The organism is Roseomonas sp. KE0001, assembly GCF_016107285.1.
In the GTDB taxonomy this organism is placed as follows: domain Bacteria; phylum Pseudomonadota; class Alphaproteobacteria; order Acetobacterales; family Acetobacteraceae; genus Pseudoroseomonas.
Map to the genome: position 1 here is coordinate 481,653 of NZ_RCVQ01000001.1, position 16,441 is coordinate 498,093.

The window sequence follows — 16,441 nt, forward strand, 5'->3', positions numbered from 1 at the left end:
GGGCCGTGCATGCTTGGATGACCCTCCTATCCCAAGGACGCCGTGCTGCGCGGCGCCATTGCGGACGGGGAGAGGCGGCATGCCGAATGTCACGCTGACGGTGAACGGCAAGACCCATGCGGTGGAGGTGGAGGGACGGACCCTCCTGGTCGAGGTGCTGCGCGAGAAGCTGCGGCTGACCGGCACCCATGTCGGCTGCGACACCAGCCAGTGCGGGGCCTGCGTGGTGCATATCGGCGGGGACAGCGTGAAGTCCTGCACCATCCTGGCGGTTCAGGCCGACGGCGCCGAGGTCACGACCATCGAGGGCCTGGCGGCGGCGGACGGGACGCTGCATCCGATGCAGGAGGCCTTCCGCGAGCACCACGCGCTGCAATGCGGCTTCTGCACCCCGGGCATGGTGATGAGCGCCATCGACCTGGTGAAGAAGCATCCCGATGGCCTGTCCGAGCAGGAGATCCGCGAGGGGCTGGAGGGCAACATCTGCCGCTGCACCGGCTACCACAATATCGTCAAGGCGATCGCCGCCGCCGCGGATGTGATGCAGGGCCGTGCCACCGAGGTGGCGCGCGCCGCCGAGTAGCTCCTGGCCACGACCGGGCATCATAAGCCCGGCGCGGTGCGAGACGGCGCCGAGGAAAGCGCCTGGGAGGGCGCGAGGGAGAGCAAGGTCCATGAACGTCACCAAGCCCGTCGGCGCGGCCTTCGAGGGCATCGGCGCCAGTGTCCGTCGCAAGGAGGATCTGCGCTTCCTCCGCGGGCGCGGCCGCTATACCGACGATCTCAGCCGCCCCGAGCAGTTGCAGGCCTGGATCCTGCGCAGCCCGCACGCGCATGCGCGCATCCTCTCCATCGACACCGCGGCCGCGGCGGCCATGCCGGGGGTCCAGGCGGTCCTGACCGCGAAGGAGGCGGAGGCCGACGGTCTCGGCGGCGTGCCCTGCGGCTGGCAGGTGACCGGCAAGGGCGGGCAGGTGATGGCCGAGCCCATGCACCCGGTGCTGGCCAGCGGCAAGGTGCGGCATGTCGGCGACCCGGTGGCGATGGTCGTCGCGGAGACCAAGGCCCAGGCGCGCGATGCCGCCGAGGCGATCCTGGTCGAGTATGCGCCGCTGCCCGCGCTGCCGGACATGGCCGCCGCCCTCGCGCCGAGGGCCGTGGCGCTGCATGACGAGGCGCCGGGCAATCTCTGCTTCGACTGGGAGATCGGCGACAAGGCCGCGACGGACGCCGCCTTCGCCGGGGCGCACAAGGTGGTCCGCTTCGAGACCACGAACAACCGCCTCGTCCCCAACGCCATGGAGCCGCGCGCGGCGCTCGGCGAGTACGATCCGAACGCGGATGAGTACACGCTCACCACCACCAGCCAGAACCCGCATGTCATCCGGCTGCTGATGGGCGGCTTCGTGCTCAAGGTGCCGGAGGCCAAGCTGCGCGTGGTGGCGCCCGATGTCGGCGGCGGCTTCGGCAGCAAGATCTATCATTACGCCGAGGAGGCGCTGGTCACCTGGGCGGCGCGGCGCGTCGGCCGGCCGGTCAAATGGACCTGCGAGCGCAGCGAGAGCTTCCTCTCCGACGCGCATGGCCGCGACCATGTGACCCGGGCGGAGCTGGCGCTCGACGCGGAGGGGCGCTTCCTCGGCCTGCGCGTCGAGACCCTGGCCAATATGGGCGCCTATCTCTCGACCTTCGCCCCCGCCATCCCGACCTACCTCTCCGCGACGCTGCTGGCCGGCTGCTACACCACGCCGGCGATCCACGGGCAGGTGAAGGCGGTCTTCACCTCCACCGTGCCGGTGGACGCCTATCGCGGCGCCGGCCGGCCGGAGACGACCTACCTGCTGGAGCGGCTGGTCGATGTGGCGGCGCGGGAGACCGGCATCGACCGCATCGAGATCCGCCGGCGGAACTTCATCCATCCCGACCAGTTCCCCTACCAGACGCCGGTCGCGCTGCAATACGACAGCGGCGATTACGAGACGACGCTGCGCCTCGCCCTGGAGGCCGCCGACCATGCCGGTTTCGAGCAGCGCCGCGCCGAGGCGAAGGCGCGCGGGAAGCTGCGCGGCATCGGCATCTCCACCTATCTGGAGGCCTGCGGCATCGCGCCCTCGAAGCTGGTCGGCCAGCTCGGCGCCCGGGCGGGGCTCTACGAGGTGGCGAATATCCGCGTGCACCCGACCGGCAGCATCTCGGTCTTCACCGGGACGCACAGCCACGGCCAGGGCCACGAGACCACCTTCGCCCAGCTCGTCGCCGAGCAGCTCGGCGTGCCGCTCGGCTCGGTCGAGATCGTGCACGGCGACACCGGCAAGATCCCCTTCGGCATGGGCACCTACGGCTCGCGCTCCCTGGCCGTCGGCGGCGCCGCCATGGTCAAAGCGATGGACAAGATCATCGCCAAGGGCCGCAGGATCGCGGCGCATCTCCTGGAGGCCTCGGTCGAGGACATCGAGTTCGGCGTGGACGAGGCGGGCGGCCGGTTCCGCGTCGCCGGCACGGACCGGACGAAGTCGCTGGCCGAGATCAGCATGGCCGCCTACGTACCGCACGACTACCCGATCGAGGAGCTGGAGCCCGGGCTGGAGGAGACCGCCTTCTACGACCCCAAGAACTTCACCTATCCTGGCGGCTGCCATGTCTGCGAGGTGGAGATCGACCCCGAGACGGGCGAGACGCAGGTGGTCAACTTCACCGCCTGCGACGATGTCGGCCGCGTCATCAACCCGATGATCGTCGAGGGGCAGATCCAGGGTGGCCTCGCCCAGGGCATCGGCCAGGCCTTGCTGGAGGGCACGGTGTATGACAGCGAGGGCCAGCTGCTGACCGCCAGCCTCAACGACTACGCCATGCCGCGCGCCACCCAGGTGCCGAGCTTCGGCGTCTCCACCGCCGTCACCCTGTGCACCCACAATCCGCTCGGCGTGAAGGGCTGCGGCGAGGTGGGCGCCATAGGCTCGCCGCCCGCCGTCATCAACGCCGTGGTCGACGCGCTGCGCGAGCTGGGCGTGACGCATGTCGAGATGCCGGCGACACCGTTGAAGATCTGGTCCATCATCCAGGGCAAGGGCGGCGCCCTGTCCGCCGCCACCGCGTAAGGGAGCCTGTCGCGATGTACGATTTCGCCTACCACAAGCCGTCCAGCATCGCGGATGCGGTGAAGCTGCTCACCGACGATCCCGACGCCAAGCCGGTGTCCGGCGGCATGACGTTGCTGCCCGCGCTGAAGCACCGGCTGAACCAGCCGACCGCTCTGGTCGATCTCTCCGGCATCGCCGAGCTGCGCGACGTGCGGCGCGAGGGCGACGCGCTGGTCATCGGCGCGATGGTCCGGCATTACGAAGTGGCGACCGACCCGCAGATCATGGCCGCCATCCCGGCGCTGGCCCGCATGGCCTCGACCATCGGCGACACGCAGGTGCGCAACCGCGGCACGATCGGCGGCAGCATCGCCAACAACGACCCCGCGGCCGACTATCCGGCGGCGGCGCTGGCGCTCGGCGCCACCATCGTCACCGACCGCCGCTCGATCCCGGCCGACGACTTCTTCCTGGGCATGTTCACCACCGCCCTGGAGCCGGGCGAGTTGGTGACGGCCATCTCCTTCCCGATCCCCGAGAAGGCGGGCTATGCCAAGCTGCGCAACCCGGCCAGCCGCTATTCCATGACCGGCGTCTTCGTGGCGCGGGGGCCGAAGGGGGTGGGCGTCGGCGTCAACGGGGCCGGCCCCTGCGCCTTCCGGCAGGCGGAGATGGAGGCGGCGCTCGCCGCCAACTGGTCCGTCGAGGCGGTGGCCGGCGTGAAGCAGGCGCCGGACGACCTCAACAGCGACATTCATGGCAGCGCCGAGTACCGCGCCAACCTGGTCACGGTGATGGCCAAGCGCGCGGTGGCCGACGCCGGCTGAGACCTGTCGCGGGCCGGCCCCTTCCGCCGGCCCGCGCCCTGCGGCACCCTGCGCACCTCGAGTCCCGGCAGCGGAGGGGTGCGCGCGTGCAGATCGACGATCCGGCGGTGATTGCAGAAGTCCGGGCGGTGTTCGACCGCTACGAGGACGCGCTGATGAACAACCGCGCGGAGATCCTGGACAGCCTCTTCTGGGCGGACCCGCGCACGGTGCGCTTCGGCATCGGCGAGATCCTCTACGGGCATGAGGCCATTCGCGCCTTCCGCGCCTCGGTGAAAGCCTACGCGCGGCGCGCGCAGAGGAAGGTCCACATCGTCGCCTTCGGCCCGGACTTCGCCGCCACCCACCTGGAATACGAGCGCCTCGGCGCCGATGGGATACCAACCGGGCTGATCGGGCGCGAGACCAAGATCATGGCACGGATGCCGGAGGGGTGGCGCGTCGTCTCCGCCCATGTCTCGCTGCTGGCGCGCGATCCGGGGCTGCAATCCCGATGAGCGGCGGGCATGTCGTCGTCATCGGCGCCGGCATCGTGGGCGCCTGCACGGCGCTCGCGCTGCGGCGCGAGGGCTGGGAGGTCACGCTGCTCGACCCGGCCGAGCCGGGGGGCGAGCAGGCGGCCAGCTATGGCAATGGCGCCTGGCTCTCGCCCCATTCCGTGATCCCGCCCGCCACGCCCGGCACCTGGCGCAGGGTCCCGCAGTTTCTCCGCGACCCCCTCGGGCCACTGTCCATCCGCTGGTCCTACCTGCCGCGCGCGACGCCCTGGCTGTTGCGCTACCTCTGGTCCGGCTGGACCGAGGCCAAGGTGCTGCGCGCCGCCCGGGCGCTCCGCCCGCTGCTGGAGGGCGCGCCCGCGCTGCACGCGGCCCTGGCGGAGGCCGCCGGCGTGCCCGGGCTGATCCGGCGCGACGGGCTGATGTACATCTACCCCGACCGCGCCGCCTTCGAGGCCGAGGCCCTGGCCTGGCGTGTCCGCCGCCAGGTCGGGCTGACCTGGCGGGAGATCGGGGCCGAGGAGCTGCGCCGGCGCGAGCCGGAGCTCGACCGCCGCTACGGCTTCGCGATCCTGGCCGAGGAGGGGGGGCATTGCCGCGACCCGGGCGCCTATGTCGCGGCCCTGGTGGCGCAGGCGGTGCGCGAGGGGGCCCGCCTGCGGCGCGCCGCCGCCACCGGCTTCCGGATCGAGGACGGGCGGCTCAGGGCGGTGGGCACGAAGGCGGGGGAGGTCGCAGCCGACCGCGCGGTCATCGCCGCCGGCATCCGGTCGCGCCCGCTGGCGGCGCTGGCGGGCAACCGCCTGCCGCTGCAGACCGAGCGCGGCTACCACGCCGTCATCGCCGCGCCGGAGGCCGGGCCGCGCGTCCCGCTGATGCCCTCGGACGGCAAGATGGGCGTGACCATGACCGAGGCCGGGCTGCGCGCGGCCGGGCAGGTGGAGATCGCCGCCCTGGAGGATGCGCCGGACTGGCGGCGCGCGGCGATCCTGCGCGACCATCTGCTGCGCAGCTTCCCGGGCCTGCCGCGCGATCTGCCGCCCGAGCGGGTGCGCTTCTGGATGGGCCATCGCCCCAGCATGCCGGACGGCCTGCCCTGCATCGGCCCGGCCCGGCGCAGCCCGGATATTGTTTTTGCCTTCGGCCACGGGCATACCGGCCTGGTCGGCGCGCCACGGACGGCGAAGCTGGCGCTGGACCTCGTCGCGCGCCGGCGCCCGGATCTTGATCCGGCACCGTACAATCCCCTGCGATTCGACTAGCAATCATCGCCCGCCAGTGCGAGGATACCGGTCAGCCGGCCCCGCATCCCGTCGGGCCGCACACTTTTTTACGGATACGAGACGCAGTGTTTCCCGATAACGATTCGCAGGGCGGCACCGGGCCCATCGAGGCTGAGGTCAAGTGGTACAACGGCCGTAAGGGCTTCGGCTTCGTGCTGGGTCCGGATGGCCAGGATGTGTTCTTCCACGCTTCGGCGCTGACCGAGGCCGGAATCGAACCGCCTGAGACCGGCGACAAGCTGGTCTGCGAGATCGGCACGGACCGCCAGGGCCGCCGGCTGGTCACCCGGATCACCGAGCGGAAGCTCGGCCCGGGCGGTGGTGCCGGTGGGGGCGACCGCCCGCGTCGTGACTTCGGCGATCGTCCGCCGCGCCGTGACTTCGGCGCCGGCGGTTTCGGTGACCGTCCGCCGCGCCGCGACTTCGGCGACCGGGGCGGCTTCGGTGGTGGCTTCGGTGACCGTCCGCCGCGCCGCGACTTCGGCGATCGTGGCGGCTTCGGCGGCGGCTTCGGCGACCGTCCGCCGCGTCGTGACTTCGGCGGCGCCGGTGCGGGCGGTGGCTTCGGCGCGCCGCGCAGCTTCGGCGACCGTCCGCCGCGCCGTGACTTCGGCGGCCGCGACGAGGGCGGCCCGACCTATGCCGTGAACGGCACCGTCAAGTGGTTCGACCAGGTGCGCGGCTTCGGCTTCGTCACGCCGGACGATGGCGGCCAGGACGTGTTCCTGCATTCCTCCGTGCTGCAGCGCGCCGGCAAGCAGGACGTGCAGCAGGGCGAGAAGCTGAACCTCGAGGTGCGCGACGGCCAGCGTGGCCGTCAGGCCGTGGTGCTGAAGGGCAGCTGATCCCTCCACCCGTCGTGGGTCTGAAGCCCCTGTCGCCTTCCGGCGGCAGGGGTTTTTTGCCTTCGATGGCGGGGGATGCCCGCTTTCCGGGCAGCGGTCTCCTCTCTGGGGAAGAATCCGTCCTCTTCCAGGCTTTCGGGGGGCGGGTGCGACGATTAGCTTTCGGTGAATGTTCAGTAAGGGTTGATCTGATGCGCCGTCATCTTCTGCTCGGTCTGGCGCTGGCTGGGCTTCTCGCTCCCCTGACCGCGTCCCGGGCCCAGGAGGCCAACTGGCCCAACCGCCCGATCACGCTGATGGGCGGTTTCCCCAATGGCTCCGGGGTCGATATCTATCAGCGCAAGCTGGCCGAGCCGCTGTCCAGGGCCCTCGGCGTCACCGTGGTGGTGGACAACCGCACGGGCGCCGGCGGCAATATCGCCAGCGATCTCGTCGCCAAGGCGCGGCCGGATGGCTACACCTTCCTCTTCGGCACCGCCGGCACCCACGCCATCAATGCCACGCTCTACAGCAGCCTGCCCTTCGACGTGGTGAAGGACTTCACGCCCATCACGCATCTGGGCGACGTGCCGAATGTGCTCACCGTGAGCGCCGAGAGGCGGCCGCAGTTCGCCACCTGCCAGGACCTGATCGCCGCCGCCAAGGCGAAGCCCGGCGCGCTGAACTATGCCTCGACCGGAAACGGCGCCTCGACGCATCTGGCCGGGGCGCAGTTCGCGCAGGTGGCCGGGCTGGAGGTCGTGCATGTGCCCTTCCGCGGCCAGCCCGGCGCGCAGACGGCGCTGCTGGCCGGCGACGTGGATTTCTTCTTCAACCAGTCGGGTCCCGCCATCGGCTATATCGGGCAAGGGCAGGTGAAGGGGCTGGCGGTGTCGAGCCGGAAGCGCCTGCCGGCCCTGCCGGAGGTGCCGACCGTGGAGGAGGCCTGTGGCCTTGCGGGCTTCGACAGCAGCACCTGGTACGGCATCTTCGCGCCGGCCGGCCTGCCGCAGCCGATCCAGGCGCGGATGGACGAGGAGATCCGCAAGATCATCAACACGCCGGACTTCAAGGACTGGCTGATCCAGAGCCAGGGCATCACCCCCAGCACGGTGGCCACTCCGGCCGAGTTCCGGGCCGTGCAGGAGCGCGACATCGGCCGCTGGGCCGAGGTCATCCGCCGCTCCGGTGCCAGGGTGGAGTAAGCCGGCTCGTTCGGGCGAAAGGTGAGGGAGGGGCGATCGGCCCCTCCCGGTCCGTCAGCCGCGCCCGACGAAGGGCATCTTCGTGGCCATGATGGTGACGAACTGGACATTGGCGTCGAGCGGCAGCGAGGCCATGTGCAGAATGGTCTCGCCGACATGGCGGACATCCATGCGCGGCTCGGCCAGCATATCGCCATTCGGCTGCGGCACGCCGCGGACCATGCGCTCGGTCATGGGCGTCGCGGCATTGCCGACATCGATCTGGCCGCAGGCGATGTCCCACTTCCGCCCGTCCAGGCTGATCGACTTGGTCAGGCCGGTGATGGCATGCTTGGTGGCGGTGTAGGGCGCCGAACCGGGGCGCGGCGCATGGGCGCTGATGGAGCCGTTGTTGATGATGCGGCCGCCGCGCGGCGACTGCTGCTTCATCACCCGATAGGCTTCCTGCGCGCAGAGGAAGGCGCCATGCAGGTTGGCGCCGACGACGCCGAACCAGTCCTCTCGCGTGATCTCGTCGAAATCCACCGACGGGCTGCCGCGCCCGGCGTTGTTGAACAGCAGGTCGCAGCGCCCCCAGCGTTCCGTCACCGCGGCGAAGAGCGCCTTGACCGAGGCGGGGTCGCTGACATCCGTCGGCACCGGCAGGCAGTCGCCGGCGCGCCCGCCGGCCTCGGCGCGGGTGGCCTCCAGCGCATCCTGGCGGCGCCCGGCCAGGGCCACCTTCCAGCCGGCGCCGAGCAGCGCCAGCGCGGCGGCGCGGCCGATGCCGCTGCCGGCTCCGGTGACGACGGCGATCTTGTCCATGGGGGGTCCTTTCCTCACCTAAGATGGCGCCGTTCCGGGCCTCGCCGAGGCCGGCGGCGCCGATACGCCACAGGGTGCGGCGGCGGCGGACGGCGCGCAAGCACCCGGCCGCCGGCACGCGGCGGGACAGGAAGAGGACACGCGCTTGAGGACTGCACTGACCCGGATCCTGGCCCTGGCGGGCCCGCTTCTGACCGTTCCGGCGGCGGCACAGGAGATGCCGCGCCTGTTTCCGACGCGGGACGTGGCGGTGCGCTACACCGCCAGCGCCCCGGGGCAGACCGCGCAGCCGGTGGAGGCGGCCTGGCTGGCGGCGCGGCAGCGCTGGCGTATCGAGACGCCGCGCGCGCCGGGCTGGGTGCTGCTCGATGTCCCGGCCCAGCGCGCGCAGATGGTGATGGAGGGGCAGCGCATGGTGGTGACCCTGCCGGGCCGGGGCCAGATCCCCCTGCTCGACGGCCTGCCGGAGGGCGCGAAGGTGAGCCGCGCCGGCTCCGCGCGCGTGGCGGGGCATGACTGCGCCCTGTGGCGCATCGTCAGCAAAGAGGGGAATGGCACGGCCTGCCTGACGCCGGATGGCGTGCTGCTGCGCGCCAGCGGCGAGCGGGAGGGCCGCCGCGGCAGTCTGGAGGCGGAGGAGGTGCGCTATGCGCCGCTGAACGCCGCCCGCTTCGAGGTGCCGCCGGGCCTGATGGCGCTGAACCTGCCGCAGGGCCTCTCGGGCCTGGGCCAGGCCCTCCCCGGGTTGCTGCCGGGCGGCCGCTGACGCCAGGCGCCGCGCCGGGGGGTCACCAGGGGCAGGGCGGCAGCCGGAGGGCGCGTTGCAACAGGTGGGAGGGCAACAGCCCCGCGACCACGGCGCGCCGCTCGCCGGGCACCGTGTCCAGGCCAAGCTCGGCCTGGAAGGTGGGGCCCAGCCCATCGACCAGCAGGGCGGCGAAGCCCGGATCGAACTGCGTCCCGCTGCAGGCCTGCACCTCCAGTAGGGCCTCGGCCACCGTCAGGTGGCGCCGGTAGGCACGGCCGGGCTCGATCATGGCGACGAAGGCATCCGCCACGCAGACGGCGCGAACGAGCGGCATCAGCTCGCGACCCTGGCGGCCCGAGGGATACCCGCCGCCCTGCCAGCGTTCGTGATGATCGCGCGCGGAGAAGACCACGGCTTCCGGATAGCCGAGGGCCGAGAGGGTTTCCGAGCCGGTGCGGGGGTGTTCGCGCACCGCCGCCGTCTCTAGCGGGGTCAGCTGCCGGGCGGCGTCCAGGAGCGAGACGGGGAGGAACAGCTTCCCGAGATCGTGCAGCAGGCCGGCGGCGACGATCAGCGCGGCATCGCCAAGCGCCTCGGACCGGCGCGACCACATGGCCAGCAGCACCGTGGCGACGCGGATGGAATGATCCGCCGTGGGCGGGTGATGCCGGCGCAGGGCGGCAAGCAGGCGCAGGCTCTGCCGCGACAGGTCGTCCGGCAGGTTCGGATCCGGCGGCAGCTCGCGCAGATCCTCGGAGAGGGGCGGATGGGTGGCCGTGGACATAACCGCCATGCCGATGTCAGGCCGGGCTTCTACCACACCAGCCGGTAGCCTCGCCCCCGCACCGCCAGCACCTGGATTCGGCCGTCGGAAACCCGCTCCAGCTTCTGCCGCAGGGAGGAGGCGAACTGGTCCACCCCCCGCTGCTGCGGCTTGCGGCGATAGCCCAGGACCCGTTCGGCGATCGCGTCCCGCTCCGCCAGGTGGCCGGGGTTCTGCAGCATCATCGACAGCAGGCCGGCTTCGGCGCCGGTCAGGTGGTGCTCCATGCCGTCCGGCGAGATCAGGCGCTGCCGCGCCGGGTCGAGCTGCACGCCCCAGATGATCTGCACCGCGGGCGCGGCCTCGGTACCGCCAAGCCGGCGCATCAGCGCCTTCAGCCGCGCCACCACCTCGCGCGGCGATGCCGGCAGGGCGAGATGGTCATCGGCGCCGAGCTCCAGCGTGGCGACTCGCTCGCCTTCGGAGGGCCGGCGGCTGAACACCACGAGGCCGCGATCGGGCGCCGAGATATGGCTGACGATCGACAGGCTGTCCCCGCCGATCAGCTCCAGGTCCAGCAGCACGATCCGCGCCGCCTCCTGTTGCAGGGCGCGGCGGAGTTCCGTCTGGCTCTCCACGCGCTGAGGGTTGTAGCCGGCTTCCGCCAGGGCGGCCGCCATGGAGTCTGCCAGGCTGGGCGAGGCCATGCCGAGCAGCAGGGTCGGACGCTCGTTCACACACGACGGCTGGGCCGGCCGGGCGTAGCGAGCGGGCGACTTCTGGGTTGCATGTGTGTCGAGCATTGCTCGTAAGGATAGCAGATACTACGGCAACAACCATAATTTAGTTGAGAGATGAATCGCCTTTCTGAGAGGGATCCACTGGTTCGAGCAGTCTTCGAAGGTGGCGCGCCAAGTCGTTCTGCGAGCATGGTTTGGCCAGCAAAAGATCCTGCGGCCCCAGCCTTTCCTCGCTCAGGGCGTAGCCCGAGATCAGCAGTGCGGGCAGATTGCGCCTGTGCCGGCGCGCCTCGCGCACCAGTTGGCGGCCGCTCATGCCGCCGGGCATGATCATGTCGGTCAGGAGAAGGTCGGCCGGGAAACCCTCCTCCAGCACCTTCAGCGCCTCCGGCCCGGCCTCGACACCCACCACCGTGCATCCCAGGGATTGCAACTGTCGCGTGAGAACGTGGCGGAGCGGCGCCTCGTCCTCGACGAGAAGGATGCGCGCTCCCGCCTCTCCGGTTCTGGGAATGCAGGCCTCCGAGCCGGGCGGCGGCTGGCCGGGGAGAGCCAGCGCCGCGCTGAAGCCGGATGTCGGGCCACGATCCAGCTTCAGGGTGCCGCCAGCCTGATGGACCATCTCCTGCAGGGCGCGCAACTCGCCGCGCGACTCCCCGGGCAGGAAGGGAATGCTCCGCTCGCCGCCCCCCGCATCGGAGGCGCTGATCCGGCAGTGCAGCCATGGATGCGCCGATCCATGCCCGGGCTGCGCTCCGGTCAGGGTGATCTCGACCCGTCCCGCACCGGTCATGAGGTCCCGCGCCTGCAGCACCAGCGCGACCACGGCATTCTCGAACTGCCAGGCGGGCAGGCGCGGGCGGGGCAGGCCGGGCTTCACGACCAGGCGGAGCGTGACGGCTTCGGGCAGGGCGGCGCGGAGCAGGGGCTCGAGGTTGCGCAGCAGGGTCGCCGGATGCGGGTCCGCCTTCCCGGCCGTTGTCAGGCTGGCGAAGTCCAGCATCCTGCCGGCCATCTCGAGCCCGCGGCGCGTCGCCATCAGCGCCGCGGTGCCGTCGCGCAGCAGGCCCGAGGGAGCGCCTCCGGTGATGTCGGCGATGGTGCCGCGCAACTGCTCGATTCGCGACTCGGCTTCGCGCAACTCCCGCAGCAGGTCCCGCGCGGCACCGCTGGCGAGCCGGCCGATGACCTCCGTGCGCTGGCTCTCGAACTGCCGTTGCCGCGCCTGCTGCGCGCCGGTGATGTCGCTGAAGAAGATGGCGACGCCATCGCCGGCGGGATGCGCCACCATGCGGAACCAGCGATCCAGCTCCTGCAGGTGGACGGCGAAGTCCTCATGGGCACCGCGCGAGGCGACCAAGTGCAGCAGGGCGAAGGCCTCGTCCTGCAGCAGAGAGGGGAAACGCTCCCAGAGCGTGAGGCCCAGGAGGGCCGGGCTGGCCACGCCGATCATGCCGAGCGCGGCGCCGTTCGCGTAGGTCATGCGCCACTCGGCATCGAGCGCGATGAAGCCGTCGCTGATCGAATCGAGGATGTGCTCGACACGCTCGCGCGCGCCATTCGCCTCGTCGGCCATGCCATGCAGCGCCGTGATCAGACGCCGGTTGCGAATCGCCACCTCGGCGAGGCGGGCGAGCTGGTCCAGCATCGCCTCGCCATCGGCGTTGAAGCCGCCCTCGGGCTCCGCCAGGACCAGCACCGCGAAGGCCCCGCCATCCTCCTCCCTCAGCGGCAGCGCCATGCGGGCCGGCAGATCCTCCCGCGGCGGCAGCCTGCCCTCCGGCACGACGGGCTCCCCGGGCAGGCCGGCGATCCAGCGCCCGAGCGCGGCGAACCGGCCCGGTGCCGGCTCGGTGCCCCGGCTCTCGGCGGGACGGCGCATCGGCTGGTTCAGCAGCATCAGGGCGGCGAAGGGGGCGCCCGTGGTCTCGCGGGCCAGACGCGCGACCACTTCCAGCAGCACGGGCAACTCGGCGATCCTGGCGATCTGCGCCGAGCCGCGTGCCAGCCACTCCAGCCGCGCCGTGGCCTGGCCCTGCGCCTCCAGGCGCTGCCGGGCCTCGCGCAGGACCAGCGCCACGCCCGACCCGGCCACGCCGGTGATCAGGAGGGTGAGCAGGACGCCGAGTCCCGCATGGTTGCGCCAGGCCGCGAAGGCGGCCGCCTCGCTCAGCCCCACCGAGACGACGCCCGGCTGCCCCGGCACGGGCACCACGGCGGTGAAATGGCCGCCGCCCTCCTCGGTGCGGCTCAGGCCGGACCAGTTCTCCTGCAGGCGCAGGATCTCGATCGCCCGCACCGCCTGCGCGGCCGGCTGGCCGATCCGGTCCGGGTCGGAGGGCATGCGCGCCAGCAGGCGGCCCTGGCCGTCGATCAGCGCGATCTCGTTGCCCGGCGGCAACAGCAGGCGGTCGTAGAAGCCCTCGAAGAGCCGGAGGGGGAGCAGGGCCAGCACCGCCTCCTGGCCGTCCGGCAGGGGGTGCCACAGTGGCAGCGCCGGTCCCACCGTGCTACGCACGGGCGGACCGAAGCGCATGCCGCCCTGCCCGGCGGCCAGCGCGCCGAGCGCCTTCTCGAAGTCGTCCAGGTCGAGGCCGGCGATCCGGCGGCGCCCGGCCTCGCTCGCGAGCAGCAGACGCCCGTCGGACGACAGGATGGCCAGCGTGACGCCCTCGGGCGCCGCCGCCTCCCGGACGGCGAGCGCCTCCAGCGCCTCCTGCGCCTGCTCCGCCCCGGTGCGCCGCGCCACGGCGCCGAGCCCGATCATGGCCTGGTTCAGCGCGTTGAACAGGGCGGAGGCCTGGGCGGCCATGCTCCTGGCCAGCACGCTGGCCTCGGCCAGGCTGCGTTCCGCCGTCTGCCGGCGTTCCGACAGCAGATGCAGCCCGATGCCACCGCCGACCGCGACAAGAATCAGGACGGTGAAGGCCAGTCCGGCGATCCGCCAGGGCCAGAGAAGCCGACGCGGCTGCTGAAGCATCAGGGCCGCATTCGGGCAGCCGTCACCGCCGGAGGGGTGCGCGGCTCAGGAGCGAATTGGATCATGGCGCGCGGGGCAGGCGGCAGGGAATGAAAGGGGAAAGATTCGGAGGCAATGTTAAACCTCCGATTGCGTCACAATGCAAGCTGCGGCCGTTCCGCCACGGCCAGGCGGGAGAGCAGGAGCAGGCTGGCGGCATAATAGCTTCGCGCTTCCGACAGTGGCGGAAAGCGCGGGCCGGGGCGCCGCGTCGCGGTCACCGCCTCGGCCACCGCCTGGATGCCGGCATCCGCCGCATAGGGCGCGACGGCGCGGCCATCGAGATCGGTCCAGGCCGGCCTGCTGCTGGCCTCCCCGCCCCAGAAAAGGCGGGCGGCGGCCAGCGCCGGCTCCTCGGTCAGCCCGGCCCAGGACAGGTACAGCGGCACGCGGACCGCGTCGTAGGAGAAGCGCGGCGCCCAGCCCTGGGCGGGGCGGGGCGCGCCATGCGGCCGGTCGATCTGGATCCAGTCGGCCGGCAGCTGCCAGGGGCCGAACCGCGCCTGCCGCAACAGCCGGCAGCCCTCCGCCGTCAGCTCCTTCCAGGGGCCCGCGGGGCGCAGCCGCGCCAGTCCGGGAAAGGCCGGGAAGACGTAGTAGGAGGGGTTCACCACCACGTGGCGGGGATGATCGAAGCCGAAGGCCGCCGGCAGGAGCAGGGTCCGGCCGTCGACCTGGCGGATGCAGAGGGCTTCCAGGTCGCGCAGCATCTCGCCGGCGAGCAGGGCGAGGTCCGGGTCCTGCCAGCGCCGCGCGGCCCGGCTCAGGGCCCAGGCGATGAAGATATCGCCGTCCGTGGCGTTGTTGGCGTCCTCCACGGGCCGGGCCCGGCCGGGCTGCCAGCGCCAGGCGTGCAACCGGTCCTGCGGCCGCGCCAGCGCGCGGCGCGTCCAGGCGAGGATGCGGCGGAAGGTGGCCTGGTCGTCGAAGGCCTCGGCGAAGAGCAGGCCCCATCCCTGGCCCTCGGAATGCGAGATGCCCCCATTGCCGGTGTCCACCACGCGCCCGTCCCCGGTGACGAAGCGGGCGCGGAAACTCTCCCATTCATCGCGGGGCGCCGGCCCTGCGGCATTCCGGTGCTCGGCATGGCCCGGCTGGCGCGGCAGCGACACCAGGACGGCCGCCGTCGCACCCAGGATTGAACGCCGCCCGTGCCCGCGGGCCATCGCCACCAACTCCACGCCTTGTGTTTGCGCGGATCAGCCTACAGGCCAGGGCCAGGGAGGCGAGGGTTGAAGGCGCCCCCTCACTTCCCTTTGAAGTTGTGTAATACCTGCTTACGTTTTCGCCCTGGCGGAGGCGGCTCCAGAGAGTCCGCCCGCGCAGGCCAGGGCAAGAGCGGCACTGCACAACCACCAGCTTTGCCAGGCCCCGAAACTCGCCACGAAGGTGATGAAGGCCGAGCCCAGCGCGCCGGTCATCGCCGCCGCCGCCGGCCCCCGGGCGGCGAAGGCCAGCAGCAGCAGGGCGAGGGCGGCGATCACGACCCCCACCCAGCCGAGTTCCAGCCAGATCTGCAGGGCGCCGTTGTGGGGATGCAGCGGCATCAGCTCGACATGGGGCGCGGCGAACCAGGCGCGCAGCCCGGGCCGCTCGACGCCGAGCCGCGACAGCCGGTCGGACGAGGGGTTCTCCTTGCCGCCGGGCAAGGCGCGCGCGGCCTCCAGCCCCCAGCCCAGCAGCGGCTTCTCCCGCGCCCGCTCCATCCCGAAATCCCAGATCACCAGCCGGTGCACGGCCGAGGGCGGCAGGCTCTGGAAGGAGGTCGGCAGGTGGCGCAGCGCGGGGCCGAGCAGCAGCGGGGTCGCCAGCAGAACCGCCGCCATGCCCAGGCCGAGGAGGCGCGGTGTCCAGGCCGGCGCGCCGGGGCGGAGGCGGCGCTCCAGCGCCGTCAGGGCCACCAGGATCAGCCCCGCGGCGGCCGCCAGCCGGGCGGTGTCGCCACTGACCCAGAGCAGCACGCCGCCCCCAAGGGCCAGGCCGGCCACGCGCCAGCGGCGAGGCAGGGCGGCCGCGGCGACCAGCGGAAGCAGCAGCGCCATGACCGAGGCGGCGGGCTTCAGCCCGAAGGCCAGTTGCGGCGGTATCTCCCGCAGCCCGCGCACGGCGGCACGAAGCCCCGAGCCGGTGAGATGGTCGAGCAGCGCGGCGGCGAGGCCGAGCGCCAGGCCGGCGGCGAGCGCCTGGCCGAGCCACGCCCGACGCCCGGGGCTGTCCTCGCCCGCCGCGCGATACGCCGCGCCGGCCAGCAGCACGGTGCCGGCGAAGCCCAGCCCGCCCGACAGGGCGCGCCCCGGCTCCGGGGCCCAGAGCGCGGAGGCCGTGCCCCAGAGGCCGAGCGCCAGGCCGGCCCAGAGCGCCGGCCCGCGCGGCCAGGGCCAGCGGCCGGTGGCGCGGCGCGCCTGCACCACGGCGAGGGCCAGCGCCACCAGGGCCAGGGGCGCCATGGCCTTGGATTGCAGCACGGCGACAAAGGGGGCGACGACCAGCGCGGCGGCGAGGGGGGCGGTCGGCGCGCTCCAGGCGAAGGGCGTCCGGCCCGCCGGCGCGCCGCTCATGCGGCCGGGGCCCGGCCGGGCGGGAAGGGGAGGGAGGAGGAGGAGGTCATGCCGCCGCTCCTGCAATCTCCGGGGCGGCGAGGCAAGAGCGGA

At 72.4% G+C, this 16,441-nt stretch carries 14 protein-coding genes; 8 read left to right on the forward strand and 6 right to left on the reverse strand.

Features of this window, described 5'->3' with window-relative positions; genetic code table 11:
- Nucleotides 1-79: 79 nt before the first annotated feature.
- From D9598_RS02235 to D9598_RS02265, 7 genes are all read left to right on the forward strand, one after another.
- Nucleotides 80-583: a (2Fe-2S)-binding protein gene (locus D9598_RS02235; protein WP_198364757.1), complete on the forward strand. Its 504-nt coding sequence runs from the start codon at nt 80-82 to the stop codon at nt 581-583.
- Nucleotides 584-674: 91 nt separating this feature from the next.
- Nucleotides 675-3,098 carry a xanthine dehydrogenase family protein molybdopterin-binding subunit gene (locus D9598_RS02240; RefSeq protein ID WP_198364758.1) on the forward strand — a complete coding sequence of 808 codons (2,424 nt, stop codon included), beginning with the start codon at nt 675-677 and terminating at the stop codon, nt 3,096-3,098.
- 14 nt (nt 3,099-3,112) lie between these two features.
- Nucleotides 3,113-3,907 (forward strand): xanthine dehydrogenase family protein subunit M, encoded by a 795-nt coding sequence (locus D9598_RS02245; RefSeq protein ID WP_198364759.1) that lies wholly within the window; start codon nt 3,113-3,115, stop codon nt 3,905-3,907.
- 86 nt (nt 3,908-3,993) lie between these two features.
- On the forward strand, nt 3,994-4,404 hold the full coding sequence (locus D9598_RS02250; RefSeq protein WP_198364760.1) for an AtzH-like domain-containing protein: 411 nt from the start codon (nt 3,994-3,996) through the stop codon (nt 4,402-4,404).
- Complete coding sequence (locus D9598_RS02255) at nt 4,401-5,666, forward strand: FAD-binding oxidoreductase (protein ID WP_198364761.1); 1,266 nt, start codon at nt 4,401-4,403, stop codon at nt 5,664-5,666. Before D9598_RS02250 ends, D9598_RS02255 begins: the two co-directional genes overlap by 4 nt.
- An 86-nt stretch (nt 5,667-5,752) precedes the next feature.
- Complete coding sequence (locus D9598_RS20925) at nt 5,753-6,532, forward strand: cold-shock protein (RefSeq protein WP_370591915.1); 780 nt, start codon at nt 5,753-5,755, stop codon at nt 6,530-6,532.
- 191 nt (nt 6,533-6,723) lie between these two features.
- The gene (locus D9598_RS02265) at nt 6,724-7,716 is read left to right on the forward strand and encodes a tripartite tricarboxylate transporter substrate binding protein (protein WP_198364762.1); all 993 of its coding nucleotides are present in this window, start codon (nt 6,724-6,726) and stop codon (nt 7,714-7,716) included.
- A gap of 54 nt (nt 7,717-7,770) precedes the next feature.
- Here the strand turns inward: D9598_RS02265 and D9598_RS02270 are convergent, their stop codons facing one another.
- A complete protein-coding gene (locus D9598_RS02270) occupies nt 7,771-8,520 on the reverse strand; it encodes an SDR family oxidoreductase (RefSeq protein WP_198364763.1) in 750 nt (249 codons plus the stop codon).
- A gap of 145 nt (nt 8,521-8,665) precedes the next feature.
- Here D9598_RS02270 and D9598_RS02275 point away from each other — a divergent pair, with 145 nt between their 5' ends.
- Nucleotides 8,666-9,286, forward strand: coding sequence for a hypothetical protein (locus D9598_RS02275; protein ID WP_198364764.1), 621 nt, complete (start codon nt 8,666-8,668; stop codon nt 9,284-9,286).
- A gap of 22 nt (nt 9,287-9,308) precedes the next feature.
- On the opposite strand, the gene D9598_RS02280 is transcribed toward D9598_RS02275, so the two are convergent.
- The 5 genes from D9598_RS02280 to D9598_RS02300 all read right to left on the reverse strand — a co-directional run bounded on the left by D9598_RS02280 (nt 9,309) and on the right by D9598_RS02300 (nt 16,348).
- Complete coding sequence (locus D9598_RS02280) at nt 9,309-10,061, reverse strand: HD-GYP domain-containing protein (protein WP_198364765.1); 753 nt, start codon at nt 10,059-10,061, stop codon at nt 9,309-9,311.
- A 20-nt stretch (nt 10,062-10,081) separates the two neighbouring features.
- On the reverse strand, nt 10,082-10,768 hold the full coding sequence (locus D9598_RS21555; protein ID WP_198364766.1) for a response regulator transcription factor: 687 nt from the start codon (nt 10,766-10,768) through the stop codon (nt 10,082-10,084).
- Between the two features lie 106 nt (nt 10,769-10,874).
- A complete protein-coding gene (locus D9598_RS02290) occupies nt 10,875-13,751 on the reverse strand; it encodes a PAS domain-containing protein (protein WP_198364767.1) in 2,877 nt (958 codons plus the stop codon).
- A gap of 134 nt (nt 13,752-13,885) precedes the next feature.
- A complete protein-coding gene (locus tag D9598_RS02295; RefSeq protein ID WP_198364768.1) occupies nt 13,886-14,956 on the reverse strand; it encodes a glycosyl hydrolase family 8 in 1,071 nt (356 codons plus the stop codon).
- Between the two features lie 111 nt (nt 14,957-15,067).
- Nucleotides 15,068-16,348 carry an O-antigen ligase gene (locus D9598_RS02300; protein ID WP_198364769.1) on the reverse strand — a complete coding sequence of 427 codons (1,281 nt, stop codon included), beginning with the start codon at nt 16,346-16,348 and terminating at the stop codon, nt 15,068-15,070.
- Nucleotides 16,349-16,441: the final 93 nt, after the last annotated feature.

What these genes read in the sequence shown, in the direction of transcription:
- D9598_RS02245 (WP_198364759.1), top strand. Translation starts at nt 3,113, where the DNA reads ATGTACGATTTCGCCTACCACAAGCCGTCCAGCATCGCGGATGCGGTG.
- D9598_RS02235 (WP_198364757.1), top strand. Translation starts at nt 80, where the DNA reads ATGCCGAATGTCACGCTGACGGTGAACGGCAAGACCCATGCGGTGGAG.
- D9598_RS02290 (WP_198364767.1), bottom strand. Translation starts at nt 13,751, where the DNA reads ATGCTTCAGCAGCCGCGTCGGCTTCTCTGGCCCTGGCGGATCGCCGGA.
- D9598_RS02295 (WP_198364768.1), bottom strand. Translation starts at nt 14,956, where the DNA reads ATGGCCCGCGGGCACGGGCGGCGTTCAATCCTGGGTGCGACGGCGGCC.
- D9598_RS02265 (WP_198364762.1), top strand. Translation starts at nt 6,724, where the DNA reads ATGCGCCGTCATCTTCTGCTCGGTCTGGCGCTGGCTGGGCTTCTCGCT.
- D9598_RS02255 (WP_198364761.1), top strand. Translation starts at nt 4,401, where the DNA reads ATGAGCGGCGGGCATGTCGTCGTCATCGGCGCCGGCATCGTGGGCGCC.
- D9598_RS02240 (WP_198364758.1), top strand. Translation starts at nt 675, where the DNA reads ATGAACGTCACCAAGCCCGTCGGCGCGGCCTTCGAGGGCATCGGCGCC.
- D9598_RS02300 (WP_198364769.1), bottom strand. Translation starts at nt 16,348, where the DNA reads ATGAGCGGCGCGCCGGCGGGCCGGACGCCCTTCGCCTGGAGCGCGCCG.
- D9598_RS02270 (WP_198364763.1), bottom strand. Translation starts at nt 8,520, where the DNA reads ATGGACAAGATCGCCGTCGTCACCGGAGCCGGCAGCGGCATCGGCCGC.
- D9598_RS02280 (WP_198364765.1), bottom strand. Translation starts at nt 10,061, where the DNA reads ATGGCGGTTATGTCCACGGCCACCCATCCGCCCCTCTCCGAGGATCTG.